This is a genomic window from Streptomyces sp. PKU-EA00015, from assembly GCF_013387495.1.
In the GTDB taxonomy this organism is placed as follows: Bacteria; Actinomycetota; Actinomycetes; order Streptomycetales; family Streptomycetaceae; genus Streptomyces.
The window spans coordinates 96,640-108,830 of the sequence record NZ_JABZEE010000002.1; the positions used below are offsets into that span (position 1 = coordinate 96,640).

9 protein-coding genes are annotated in these 12,191 nt (G+C 72.0%); 2 read left to right on the forward strand and 7 right to left on the reverse strand.

Annotated elements, in window-relative coordinates; translation table 11 throughout:
• Position 1: 1 nt before the first annotated feature.
• The 7 genes from HW130_RS02120 to mce all read right to left on the reverse strand — a co-directional run bounded on the left by HW130_RS02120 (position 2) and on the right by mce (position 9,751).
• Positions 2 to 835, reverse strand: coding sequence for an ABC transporter permease (locus tag HW130_RS02120; protein ID WP_177147614.1), 834 nt, complete (start codon positions 833 to 835; stop codon positions 2 to 4).
• Complete coding sequence (locus tag HW130_RS02125; RefSeq protein ID WP_177147615.1) at positions 832 to 2,004, reverse strand: ABC transporter ATP-binding protein; 1,173 nt, start codon at positions 2,002 to 2,004, stop codon at positions 832 to 834. Before HW130_RS02125 ends, HW130_RS02120 begins: the two co-directional genes overlap by 4 nt.
• Before the next feature lie 173 nt (positions 2,005 to 2,177).
• Positions 2,178 to 2,957: an ABC transporter permease gene (locus tag HW130_RS02130; RefSeq protein ID WP_177147616.1), complete on the reverse strand. Its 780-nt coding sequence runs from the start codon at positions 2,955 to 2,957 to the stop codon at positions 2,178 to 2,180.
• A gap of 3 nt (positions 2,958 to 2,960) precedes the next feature.
• Complete coding sequence (locus tag HW130_RS02135) at positions 2,961 to 3,947, reverse strand: ABC transporter ATP-binding protein (protein ID WP_177147617.1); 987 nt, start codon at positions 3,945 to 3,947, stop codon at positions 2,961 to 2,963.
• 145 nt (positions 3,948 to 4,092) lie between these two features.
• Positions 4,093 to 5,031, reverse strand: coding sequence for a cellulose-binding protein (locus HW130_RS02140; protein WP_177147618.1), 939 nt, complete (start codon positions 5,029 to 5,031; stop codon positions 4,093 to 4,095).
• Between the two features lie 113 nt (positions 5,032 to 5,144).
• The gene (gene scy / locus HW130_RS02145) at positions 5,145 to 9,155 is read right to left on the reverse strand and encodes a polarized growth protein Scy (protein WP_177147619.1); all 4,011 of its coding nucleotides are present in this window, start codon (positions 9,153 to 9,155) and stop codon (positions 5,145 to 5,147) included.
• Between the two features lie 167 nt (positions 9,156 to 9,322).
• On the reverse strand, positions 9,323 to 9,751 hold the full coding sequence (gene mce, locus HW130_RS02150) for a methylmalonyl-CoA epimerase (protein ID WP_177147620.1): 429 nt from the start codon (positions 9,749 to 9,751) through the stop codon (positions 9,323 to 9,325).
• A gap of 144 nt (positions 9,752 to 9,895) precedes the next feature.
• On the opposite strand from mce, the gene HW130_RS02155 reads away from it, so the two are divergent.
• Positions 9,896 to 11,098 carry an acetyl-CoA C-acetyltransferase gene (locus HW130_RS02155; RefSeq protein WP_177147621.1) on the forward strand — a complete coding sequence of 401 codons (1,203 nt, stop codon included), beginning with the start codon at positions 9,896 to 9,898 and terminating at the stop codon, positions 11,096 to 11,098.
• Positions 11,099 to 11,133: 35 nt separating this feature from the next.
• Complete coding sequence (meaB, locus tag HW130_RS02160) at positions 11,134 to 12,090, forward strand: methylmalonyl Co-A mutase-associated GTPase MeaB (RefSeq protein WP_177147622.1); 957 nt, start codon at positions 11,134 to 11,136, stop codon at positions 12,088 to 12,090.
• The last annotated feature ends 101 nt before the right edge of the window (positions 12,091 to 12,191 follow it).

The window sequence follows — 12,191 nt, forward strand, 5'->3', positions numbered from 1 at the left end:
CTCAGACGTCGCGGCTGTTGAGAACGGCGAACGCGCCGCCCATCGCCACCGCGGTGATGCCGAGCACGATCCACACCGGCTCCCAGCCGACCGGGCCCGCGGAGCCGCCGGCCGCGGCCTCGCCGTAGATGCCGATGAGCTGGCTCGGGATGGCGTAGTTCAGCAGGAACTCCTGCACGTCGGCGAGCGATTCCGAGAACATGAACATGGCCGCGACGAGCGGCAGCAGCATCACACCGATCATGATCGTGATCGCGCCGGCGGAGTGCCGGATCATGGTGCCGACGGCCAGCGACAGCAGACCGATCGAGGCGACGAAGAGTGCCACGCCGACCGTCGCGCGCAGCCACTCGTCGCCGGTGGGCTCGGTGGCCTCGACCATGCCCGTCTGGACGACGGCGACGAGCGCCGCGAAGACCGCCGTGATGGTGAAGACGAGGCCGAAGAAGACGATCGCCTTGGCGGCCAGCACACGCGAACGGCTGGGGCAGGCGGTCAGAGTCGTACGGATCATGCCCGTGCCGTACTCGGAGGCGATCGTCAGCACGCCCAGCGTGATCACGCAGATCGTGCCGAGCAGCACGCCGAAGAAGCCGAAGCCGAGCGCCGACTCGCCCTGGAGATCGACGTCGCTGGCGGCCACGATCGCCGCGGTGCCGAGGCCGATGCCCACCATGAGCACGATCATCACGCCGAGCGTCCACATCGTGGAGCGCACGGAGCGGATCTTGGTCCACTCCGAGGCGAGGGCGTCCCCGAGGTGGGCGCTGCGGACCGGGATCGGGGAGGCGTACGTCGGGGACGCGGCGCCCGGGTGCTGGTAGGGGGTGGTCATCGGGTGTCCTCGGGCTTGGTCAGGTCGGCGGGGGCGGCGGCAGGGGGAGCGGCGGGCGGTGCGGCCGGCGGCGCGGGCTGCACGGGCGCGGGCTGGGCGGGGGCGCCCGGCGCCACGGCCGCGTACGGGTTCTGGCCCGCTCCGGGCGGCGGCGGGGCGTACCAGCCCTGCTGCGGGACCTCGGGGATCTGCGGCTGCTGCGGCGGCATGTAGCCCATAGGCGGCTGCTGCATCAGCCCCGCCTTCTGGTCGTCGGTGGAGCGGTAGTCGACGGCGCCCTGCGTCATCCGCATGTACGCCTCCTCCAGGGACGCCTGGTGCGGAGACAGCTCCCACAGCCGGACGTCGGCCTCGTGGGCCACGTCGCTGATCCTCGGCAGGGCGAGTCCGGTGACGCGCAGTGCGCCGTCCGGCTCGGACATGACCTGCCCGCCCGCCTCCGTGAGCGCCGCGAGAAGCTTCTCCCGCTGCTGCGGGTCGGTGTGCGGCGTGCGCACACGCGCGAAATCGGCCGAGTTGTGCGAGATGAAGTCCTTGACGCTCATGTCCGCGAGCAGCTGCCCGCGGCCGATGACGATCAAGTGGTCGGCGGTGAGCGCCATCTCGCTCATCAGGTGGGAGGAGACGAAGACGGTACGGCCCTCGGCGGCCAGCTGCTTCATCAGGTTGCGCACCCACAGGATGCCCTCGGGGTCGAGACCGTTGACCGGCTCGTCGAAGAGCAGCACCTGCGGGTCGCCGAGCAGCGCGGCCGCGATGCCGAGCCGCTGCCCCATACCGAGGGAGAAGCCCTTGGAACGCCGCTTGGCGACGTCCTGGAGACCGACGACGCCCAGCACCTCGTCGACCCGGCGGGCCGGGATGCCGGACAGCTGCGCCAGCGACAGCAGGTGGCTGCGCGCACTGCGCCCGCCGTGCACGGCCTTGGCGTCCAGCAGCGCACCGACCTGCCGCGGCGCGTTCGGCAGCTGACGGTACGGCCGGCCGCTGATGGTGACCTGTCCCTCCGTCGGCTTGTCGAGCCCGAGGATCATGCGCATGGTCGTGGACTTGCCGGCTCCGTTGGGCCCGAGGAACCCGGTGACGGCCCCGGGCCGCACCTGGAAGGAAAGGTTGTACACGGCCGTCTTGGCGCCGTAGCGCTTCGTCAGGCCGACTGCCTCGATCATTCTCCAGCCCCATCGACTTTCGGGTCGTCGGGGCACAGGCCATGCATGCCGTACGCCCCCCGTAAGAGTTAGGAGGATATCCGGGCCTTGACGGTTCCGTTCAAGCCCGCGCGCCGTGAGTCCCGGATTCCGCGGCGGCCGCCTCCCGCTCCCGGGCGCCGCGTCCAGGACGCCTACGCGTCCCGCTTCTTGAGCACCAGGACCCCGCCGATCAGCGCCGCCGCCACCCACAGCAGCATGATGCCGAGGCCGCCCCACGGCCCGTAGGGGGAGTCGCCGCTGTTCATCGCGTTGGGGACGACCTGCATGATCTTGGCGCCGGCCTGGTCGGGGAAGTAGCGGGCCACGTCCTTCGCGCCCGGGACCGCGGAGAGGATCTGGGACACCAGGAAGAAGAACGGCATCAGGATGCCGAGCGACAGCATCGAGCTCCGCAGCATCGCCGCGACGCCCATCGAGAAGATTGCCATCAGCCCCATGTAGAGGCCGCCGCCGACCACCGCGCGCAGCACGTTCTCCTCGCCGATCGTGGTGCGGTACTCGCCCAGCAGCGCCTGGCCGAGGAAGAAGGTCAGAAAGCTCGTCGCCATCCCGACCACCAGGGCCAGCAGCCCGGCCACCGTGATCTTGCCGAACAGGAAGGTGGCGCGCTGCGGAACGGCCGCGAGCGACGTGCGGATCATGCCGGAGCTGTACTCCGTGCCGACGACGAGGACGCCGAAGACGACCATCGCCAGCTGGCCCAGCACCATTCCCGAGAAGCTGATCAGCGTCGGGTCGAAGGTGAGGCGCTCGGCCTCGGGCAGGTCGTCGAAGGTGGAGTTCATCAGGGCGCAGAGCGCGGCGCTCATGGCGACCGTGACCGCGAGCGCGCAGATCAGGGTCCAGCGCGTCGAGGAGACCGTACGGATCTTGGTCCACTCGGACTGGAGGACGGCGGGTACGGATGCCATCGGTCAGGCTCCCTTGCTGCGCGGGGCCCACTGCGGGGCGGCGGTGCCGGTGGCGGCAGGTGCGGAGGGCGGTGCGGCGGGGCCGGTCGCATGCGCGTGGTACTCCACCGCGCCTGCCGTCATCTGCATGAACGCCTCCTCCAGCGAGGCGCGTTGGGCGCTGAGCTCGTGCAGCACGATCCGGTGCTCCGCCGCCAGCTCGCCCAGCTGCTCGGTGGACGCCCCGTCGATCTCCAGCGTGCCGTTGCCCGATTCGACGGCGATCAGACCGGCGGCGTGCAGGACGTCGAGCAGCCTCTCCCGCTGCGGAGTGCGCAGCCGGACATAACTGCGGGAGTTCTCCTGAATGAAATCGGCCATCGATGTGTCGGCGAGCAGTCTGCCCTGGCCGATCACGATCAAGTGGTCGGCGGTGAGCGCCATTTCGCTCATCAGATGGGACGAGACGAAGATCGTCCGGCCTTCGGCGGCAAGGGTCTTCATCAGATTGCGGATCCAGTGAATTCCCTCGGGGTCCAGACCGTTGACGGGCTCGTCGAACATGAGAATCTCCGGATCGCCGAGCAGCGCCGAGGCGATTCCGAGCCGTTGGCCCATGCCGAGGGAGAAGCCCTTGGCCTTTTTGCGCGCCACCGCCGTCAGTCCGACCACGTCCAGGACCTCGGCCACGCGGCTCGCCGGGATCCGGTTCGCCTGGGCCAGACAGAGCAGGTTGTTGTAGGCGCTGCGGCCGCCGTGCATCGCCTTGGCGTCCAGCAGGGCGCCGATGTACTTGAGCGGCTCGTCGAGGTCCCGGTAGTGCTTGCCGTCGATCCTGACCGTGCCGCTCGTGGGGTTGTCCAGGTCGAGCATCATGCGCATCGTCGTCGACTTGCCCGCGCCGTTGGGACCGAGGAAACCGGTCACCGTGCCCGGGCGGACCGTGAAGGACAGACGGTCGACGGCGACCTTCGTACCGAAGTGCTTGGTGAGGCCCTCGAGCTCGATCATGCGTTTCACGCTACGGGGGCGTCATGGCGTCCGCCACCGGGTTCGCCCAACGGACGAGGGCCGTTCCGCATAGGGCCGGTGACGCGCGAGTGCCCGGTGCCGAAGCGGCACCGGGCACTCGTCGGATCAGGCCTGCGGAAGGGCGTCAGCGGGACTGCTGCGCCGGAACCCCGCGGGAGATCGGCTCGTCGTCCGCCGGCGTACCCGCCGCGGCGACGGCCGCACCGGTCAGCGTCGCCAGCATCTCGCGGACGTTGGTCAGCTGGGCGTTGATCGAGTCGCGGCGGTTCGTCAGCGCCGCCAGCTCGCGCTCCGATTCGCTGCGGATGCGGTCGGCCTTGGCGTTCGCGTCGGCCACGATGTCCTCGGCCTGACGCTGAGCGGTCTCCACCGTCTGGCGGGCCCGGCGCTCCGCGTCCGTGCGCAGCTTCTCGGCCTCCAGGCGCAGCTGCTCGGCGCGGTGCTCGATCTCGGCGAGGCGCTTCTCGGCCTTGGCCTGACGCGAGGCCAGGTCACGCTCCGACTGCTCACGGCGCTTGGCCAGGTTGGTCTCGAAGTCCGCGGCGGCCTGGGCGGCCTTGGCGCGGGTCTCCTCGAAGAGGGCGTCAGCCTCCTCGCGCTTGGACTGCGCGTCCTTCTGCGCATCGGCACGCAGCGAGTTGGCCTCGCCCTGCGCCTTCTCGACGATCCGAACGCCCTCGTCCTCGGCCTTCGCCTTGCGCTCCGCAGCGAACGCCTCGGCGTCGTTGCGCACCTGCTGGGCGGCGGACTCGGCGAGCTCACGGTGCTGCTCGGCCGCGCGACGGGCCTCCTCTCGCAGGTCCTTCGCCTCCTCCTCGGCGAGGCGGAGGATCTTCTCGACACGGGCGCCGAGCCCCGCGTACGACGGCTCGGCGTCGTTGACCTGGGCCTGGGCGTTCTGCGTCTCGAGGTGGAGCTCCTCGATGCGCTTTTCCAGAGAGGTGATTCGGGCCAGAGCACTATCACGGTCGGCGACGAGCTTGGTAATGCGGTCGTCCACCTGACCGCGGTCGTAACCACGCCGCACGAGCTCGAAGCCGAAGGGGGAGGAAGTGTCGCTCATGGGGTTCCTGTCAATGAGACCGGTGAGGTGTTAGAGGGAATCCTAGGGGCCGAAGCGGCGTGTCATCGAGTGGATGCCGGTTTGATCTGGAGAATGTCCAGCCTTTTGAGTGGCTAGTCGTCGGACGACTTGCCACTCGAACGTGTACCCCCTGCTGACGCTCCCGCCTTGACGGCTCCCGCTCCCGAGCCGCCATTGGCCGAAGTCTTACCCCCCGTCGGCGCTTCGAAAGACTCCAACGCCTCGAGTACGTCCTGGACTCGCGAGATCTCGGCCTGAATGTCCTCACGCCTGCGCACCAGCACGTCGAGTTCCCGCTTGCCCTCGGCGATGGTGCGCTCGGCCTCGCGGTCGGCCTCGGCCTTCACACGCTCGGCCTCGCGGATCAGTTCGGCCTTCTTGGTCTCGGCCTCCTTCAGGAGCGCCTCCGCCTTCTTCACGGCGGCGATCCTGACCTTGCCGGCCTCGGAATCGGCGTCCGACACCAGCGCCTTGGCCTTGGCCTCCGCCTCGGCCCGCTGCTGCTCAGCGGCCTTGACCAGCTTGTCGACACGCTCGCCGGCCGTCTTCAGCTGCTCCGCCGTCTCCCGGCGGGCCCGCTCGTGCAGCTCCTCGATCTCGCTCTCGACCCGGGCCCGCAGCTCCTCGCCGCGTTCCCTTATCGCCGTCGCGTCCCGTCGCGCGCCGACCAGCAGCTCGTCGGCGTCCGTACGCGCCTTCTCCACCCGGGCGTTGCCCTCGACGGTGGCCTCGGCGACGATCCGCTCGGCCTCCTTGCGGGCGGCGCCGACCATGGTGTCGGCCTGCTCCTCCGCCTCGGTGGCCGCGCGCAGCGCCTCCTCCTGCGCCTTGGTCATCAATTGGTCGACCTGCTGGGCCGCGTCCGCCCGGCGCTTCGCCGCCGCCGTGCGCGCCTCGTCCAGCAGCCGGTCCACCTCGGCGCGCGCCTCGTTGCGCAGCCGCTCGGCAGCGGCCTCCGTCTCGGCACGGTGCTGCTCCGCCTCCGCCCGCATCCGCTCGGCGGCCTGCTGCGCGGACCTCACCGTCTCGGCGGCCTCCGCCCGCATCCGCTCCGCGTCGGCGGCCGACTCGGCCGCGATCCGCTCCGCCTCGCTCGTCGCCTCGGCGATCAGCTGGTCGGCCTGCGCCGCGGCGTCGGCACGGCGCTTGTCCGCGGCCTTCCGCGCCTCGTCGAGCACCTGCTCCCGGTCGGCGCGCACGGCCGCGCGCATCTGCTCGACCTCGGCCTCGCCGTCCACCTTGATCTGCTCGGCCTCGGTGAGCAGCCGCGTCGCGTCCTCCTCCGCGGCGGCCAGCACCCCGGCGGCCTCCGTGCGCAGCCGCTCGCTCTCGCTCGTCGCCTCGCCGACCAGCAGGTCCACCTGCGCAGCCGCCTCGGAACGGATCCGGTTGGCGTCCTCGCGCGCCTCCGCCCGCGTCCGCGACGCGTCCTGCTCGGCGGATGCGAGCGAGTCCGACGCCTCCGTACGCATCCGCTGCGCGTACTCCGAGGACTCCGCCCGCAGCCGCTCCGCCTCCGCGATCGCCTCGGCGACGGTCCGCTCGGACAGCGCCTGCGCCGCCTCCGTCTCCTCCTGGGCCCGCTGCCGCAGCCTGGCCGCGTCCTCGGAGGCTCGCTCCCGCTCCGCGTACGCGTCGGCGCGGACCCGGTCCGCCTCCTCCTGCGCCTCGCTGCGGGTGCGCTCCGCCGCGTGCTCGGCGGCGCTGCGCAGCCCGGCGATCTCCTGCTCGGCCTGCTCCTGCAGCCCGCTGACGGACTCCCGTACCTGCTGGGCGGTCTGCTCGGCGGCCGAGACCATCTCGGTGGCCCGCCGGTCCGCCTCCTCCACGAGCCGCTGCGCCTCGGTCTGGGCCTCCTCGACCCGCTTGCGGGCCGACGCCAGCAGCTCCTCGCTCTGCTCGCGGGCGTGTTCGCGCTCCTGGTCCGCCTCGGCGCGCGCGGACTCGAGGGTCTCCTCGGCCGCCCGCCTCCGGCGGGCCGCCTCCTCCTGCGCGGCGCCGAGCGCCTCGGCGGCCTCCGCACCGAGGCGCTCGGCGGCCGCCGCGGCCTCCGCCCGTACCCGGTCGGCGGTGTCCTGCGCCTCGGTGCGCAGCCGCTCCGCCTCGGCCGCCGCGTCGCTGGTGAGCCGTACGGCGACGGACTCGGCCTCCGCACGGGACGCCGACGCGTCGGCCGCGGCCTCGGTGCGCAGCCGCTCCGCCTCCTGCTCGGCCTGCGCCTGGAGCGTACGCAGCCGCTCCGCGGCCTCGGTCCGCAGCCGCTCGGTCTCCTCCGCCGCCTCGCGGCGGATCCTCTCGCCCTCCGCGCGGGCCTCGGTCAGGTTCTCCTCGGCGCTCGCGAGCCGGGCCTCGGCCTCGCTGTGCAGCCGCGTCAGCTCCTCGGCCGCCTCCGCCTGCCGGGCCGCGACGCCGCGCTCGGTCTCCTCGCGCAGCCGGTCCGCGGCGGCCTCGGCCGCCGCGCGCATGCCGTCCGCCTGCTCCTCGGCCTCCGCGCGCAGCCGGTCGGCCTCCGCGCGGGTGCGCTCCAGCGTCTCCTCGGCCTGCTTGCGCAGCGTGGTGGCGCGCTCGATCGCCTCGGTGCGCACCTTCTCGGAGTCGGCCGCCGCCTTCGCCCGCAGCTCGTCCGCGTCCGTCCGCGCCTTGGTCAGCAGCTCCTCGGCGGTCTTCGCCGCCTCCTCGATCTGCTGGACGGCCTCGCGCCGCGCCTCGCCGCGGATCCGCTCGCCCTCGGCGACCGCCTCGGCCCGCAGATGCTCGGCCTCGCCGCGCAGCCGGCGCGCCTCCTCCTGCAGCTCGACCGTCTTGGCGCGGTACTCCTTGGTGTCGTCCTTCGCCGCACCCTTGAGCTGGTCGGCCTGCTCGGCCGCCTCGCCGCGCAGCCGGTCCGCCTCGGCCTCGGCCTCGTGCCGGATCCGCTCGGCCTCCTCGCTCGCCGCACGGGTGGTCGCCCTGGCGTCCTCGGACGCCTTGGTCAGCACCTCCTCCGCGGTGCGGGCAGCCTTCGCGAGCTGGGCGGCCGAGTCCTCGGCCGCGGCCGTACGGGCCTTCTCGGTGGCGGCCGCGACCAGCTTCTCCGCCTCGGCGCGGGCGTCCGCGAGCGCCTGTTCGGCGTCCGCCTTCAGCGCCTCGGACTCCTTGGTGGCCTCGCCGACGAGACGGGCGATCTCCGCCTTGGCCGTACGCGTGCGCTGCTCGTTGACCGACTCGGCCGACGAAAGCTGCTTGGCCGCGGACTCCTTGGCCTCGGCGACCAGCTTCTCGGCCTCGGCCCGCGCCTCGCGGAGCTTCTCCTCCGCTTCCTGCATCCGCGCCTCGGCGGCACGGCTGAGCTCGGTGGCCTGCTGGCGCGCCTGGTCGGACTCCGCCGTGGTCGACGACCGCAGCCGCTCGGCGTGGGTGGTCGCCTCCTGCGCCTGGTTGGAGGCCGCCGTCAGCAGCCGCTCGGCGTCCTTGCGGGCACGCAGCAGGATCGCCTCGGCCTCGGCGCGGGCCGCCTCGGCCTCGCTGCCGAGCCGGCGACGGGCCTCCTCGGCGATCCTGGCGGCCTCGGCGCGTGCCGCGGCGAGGGACTGCTCGGCCTCGGCGCGGGACTGGTCCAGCAGACGCTGCGCCTGCGACTCGGTGCGGGCGCGCAGCTGCTCGGCCCAGGCGACGTTCTCGTTGACGTGCGACTCGACGGTCTGGCGGCGCTCGGCCAGCTCCTGGTCGAGACGCTGCCTGCGCTGCACCGCCTCGGCGTGCAGCTCGGCCTGCAGGCGCGCCTGGTGCTCGGCGTGCTCCTGCAGGATGCGCTGGGTCTGGGCGCGCGCCTCGCGCAGCTCCCGCTCGGCGTCCGAGCGCAGCTGGTCCGCCTGGATCTGGGCATTACGGAGCAACTGCTCGGCCTGGTAACCGAGGTCGGCGCTGTCATAGGCGGGGCGGGAAGCGATGGTCCGGCGCGCCTCATGGAGTTTGGCGCGCAACACCTCGACCTGGTAGCCGAGGTCCTCGGCATGCTGGACGGCCTTCTCCCGCTCGGTCTTCAGCCGGTCCATCTCGGCCTCGAACCGCGAGAGGTGGTCGTCGTCAGCTCGGTGGCTCTCCTGGCGTTCGTAGCCCCGCACTGCGCGGTCCCATCCGTCCCCTGGTCGCAACTGTCTCCACACGAGCACCGTTCGCCGGCGAACGGCCCCCCGGGGAATGGTGACAGATCAACGACGGAGACGCGGCACGGCCCCGACCCGGCCCCGGCCCGGAACGGCCCACTCTACCGGGCCGGGAATCGTGTCGGTCAGTGCTCCGTTGCGGAGGTGACGAGTTCGGTGAGAACGCCGTGGCAGTCCTTCGGGTGCAGGAAGGTGATGCGCGACCCCATGGAGCCGATGCGCGGTTCGTCGTAGAGGACGCGTACGCCCTTGCCGCGGATGTCCGCGGCATCGCCGTCGACGTCCGCCGTGCCGAAGGCGATGTGGTGCACACCCTCGCCGTTCTTGGCCAGCCACTTGCCCACCGCGGAGTCCTCGCGGGTGGGCTCCAGGAGCTGGAGGTAGGAGGCGCCGCCGTCGGACGTCTCGTTGATCTTGAGCATGGCCTCCCGCACGCCCTGCTCTTCGTTGACCTCGGAGTGGAAGACCTCGAAGCCGTAGGTCGCGCGGTAGAACTCGACGGTCTTGTCGAGGTCGAAACAGGCGATTCCGATGTGGTCGATTCGCGTCAGCATTGCTCCAGTGCAGCGCCCCGGTGCCCGGTTACGCAACGTGCGCGCGATCACACCGGCCGACGGGTGACCGGCGACCGTACCGCTCAGTACATTTGAGTAAACCCTCGTTCACTCCTCAGCTGCGGCTGAAAGGGGATCGTGCACATGTCTGGAACGACCGGTACCACTTCCGTGATCGTCGCGGGTGCCCGTACGCCCATGGGCCGTCTGCTCGGCTCGCTCAAGTCCTTCTCCGGCGCCGACCTCGGCGGCTTCGCCATCAAGGCCGCCCTCGACCGTGCGGGCATCGGCGGCGACCAGGTGCAGTACGTGATCATGGGGCAGGTGCTCCAGGCCGGCGCCGGCCAGATCCCCGCCCGTCAGGCCGCGGTCAAGGCCGGAATCCCGATGAACGTCCCGGCCCTGACCGTCAACAAGGTGTGTCTGTCCGGTCTCGACGCCATCGCGCTCGCCGACCAGCTGATCCGTGCCGGCGAGTTCGACGTGATCGTCGCCGGCGGCCAGGAGTCCATGACGAACGCGCCGCACCTGCTGCCCAATTCCCGCGAGGGCTTCAAGTACGGCGCGATCGAGATGCTCGACGCCATGGCGTACGACGGCCTGACCGACGCCTTCGAGAACATCGCCATGGGCGAGTCGACGGAGAAGCACAACACCCGCCTCGGCATCCCGCGCGACGTGCAGGACGAGATCGCGGCGCTCTCCCACCAGCGGGCCGCCGCGGCGCAGAAGAACGGCCTCTTCGAGGCGGAGATCACGCCCGTCGAGATCCCCCAGCGCAAGGGCGACCCGATCCTGTTCTCCAAGGACGAGGGCATCCGCGCCGAGACCACCGCCGAGTCGCTGGGCAAGCTGCGCCCCGCGTTCACGAAGGACGGCACGATCACCGCGGGCACCTCCTCGCAGATCTCGGACGGCGCCGCTGCCGTCGTCGTGATGAGCAAGGCCAAGGCCGAGGAGCTGGGCCTGGACTGGATCGCCGAGATCGGCGCCCACGGCAACGTGGCCGGCCCCGACAACTCCCTGCAGTCGCAGCCGTCCAACGCCATCCGGCACGCCCTGAAGAAGGAGGGCCTGGAGGTCTCCGACCTCGACCTCATCGAGATCAACGAGGCCTTCGCCGCGGTCGCCCACCAGTCAATGAAGGACCTGGGCGTTTCGCCGGAAAAGGTGAACGTGAACGGTGGCGCGATCGCGCTCGGCCACCCCATCGGCATGTCCGGCGCGCGTGTGGTGCTCCACTTGGCGCTCGAGCTCAAGCGCCGCGGCGGCGGCGTCGGTGCGGCCGCGCTGTGCGGCGGCGGCGGTCAGGGCGACGCGCTGATCGTCCGCGTCCCGGCCAAGTAGGACAGTCGGTACCCGACGAGGATCGGAGCAGCACCATGGTGGACGTCCCCGAGCTGGTCGCCCAGGCGAGGGAGGGCCGGCCGCGGGCCGTGGCCCGGCTGATCTCACTCGTGGAGGGGGCGGCGCCGCAACTCCGTGAGGTCATGGCGGCGCTGGCGCCGCTGACCGGCGGGGCTTACGTCGTCGGGCTGACGGGCTCTCCGGGCGTCGGCAAGTCCACCTCCACCTCGGCACTGGTCTCCGCCTACCGGCGGGCCGGGAAGCGGGTCGGCGTCCTGGCCGTCGACCCGTCGTCGCCGTTCTCGGGCGGGGCGCTGCTGGGTGACCGCGTCAGGATGTCGGACCACGCCTCCGACCCGGGCGTCTACATCCGCTCGATGGCCACCCGCGGCCATCTGGGCGGCCTGGCCTGGGCGGCGCCGCAGGCGATCCGTGTCCTGGACGCGGCCGGCTGCGACGTGATCCTCGTCGAGACGGTGGGCGTCGGCCAGTCGGAGGTGGAGATCGCCTCCCAGGCCGACACCTCCGTGGTGCTGCTCGCTCCCGGCATGGGCGACGGCATCCAGGCGGCCAAGGCGGGAATCCTCGAGATCGGCGACGTGTACGTCGTCAACAAGGCGGACCGGGACGGCGCGGACGCGACGGCCCGGGAGCTGAACCACATGCTGGGCCTCGGCGAGGCCCGCGGCCCCGGCGACTGGCGGCCGCCGATCGTCAAGACGGTCGCGTCGCGCGGCGAGGGCGTGGACGAGGTCGTCGAGGCGCTGGAGAAGCACCGGGCGTGGATGGAGGAGCACGGCGTCCTCGCGGAGCGCCGTGCGCGCCGGGCGGCGACGGAGGTCGAGACGATCGCGGTCACGGCCCTGCGCGAACGCATCGGAGACCTCCACGGCGACCGCCGTCTGGGCGCGCTGGCGGCGCGCATCGTGGCGGGCGAGCTGGACCCGTACCGGGCGGCGGACGAACTGGTTGCGGGCCTGACGCAGTCGTAGCCGGGGGCGGGCTTGTGCGCGGGGCCGCCGCGCCCGCGGCGGGCTTGTTCCCCACCCCCGCCCCCTTCCCGAACCGGGGCTCCGCCCCAGGCCCCGGTACC

Excerpts from the sequence above, each read along its gene's own strand:
- HW130_RS02125 (WP_177147615.1), bottom strand. The coding sequence starts at position 2,004 with ATGATCGAGGCAGTCGGCCTGACGAAGCGCTACGGCGCCAAGACGGCC.
- HW130_RS02155 (WP_177147621.1), top strand. The coding sequence starts at position 9,896 with ATGTCTGGAACGACCGGTACCACTTCCGTGATCGTCGCGGGTGCCCGT.
- meaB (WP_177147622.1), top strand. The coding sequence starts at position 11,134 with ATGGTGGACGTCCCCGAGCTGGTCGCCCAGGCGAGGGAGGGCCGGCCG.
- HW130_RS02130 (WP_177147616.1), bottom strand. The coding sequence starts at position 2,957 with ATGGCATCCGTACCCGCCGTCCTCCAGTCCGAGTGGACCAAGATCCGT.
- HW130_RS02140 (WP_177147618.1), bottom strand. The coding sequence starts at position 5,031 with ATGAGCGACACTTCCTCCCCCTTCGGCTTCGAGCTCGTGCGGCGTGGT.
- HW130_RS02120 (WP_177147614.1), bottom strand. The coding sequence starts at position 835 with ATGACCACCCCCTACCAGCACCCGGGCGCCGCGTCCCCGACGTACGCC.
- mce (WP_177147620.1), bottom strand. The coding sequence starts at position 9,751 with ATGCTGACGCGAATCGACCACATCGGAATCGCCTGTTTCGACCTCGAC.
- HW130_RS02135 (WP_177147617.1), bottom strand. The coding sequence starts at position 3,947 with ATGATCGAGCTCGAGGGCCTCACCAAGCACTTCGGTACGAAGGTCGCC.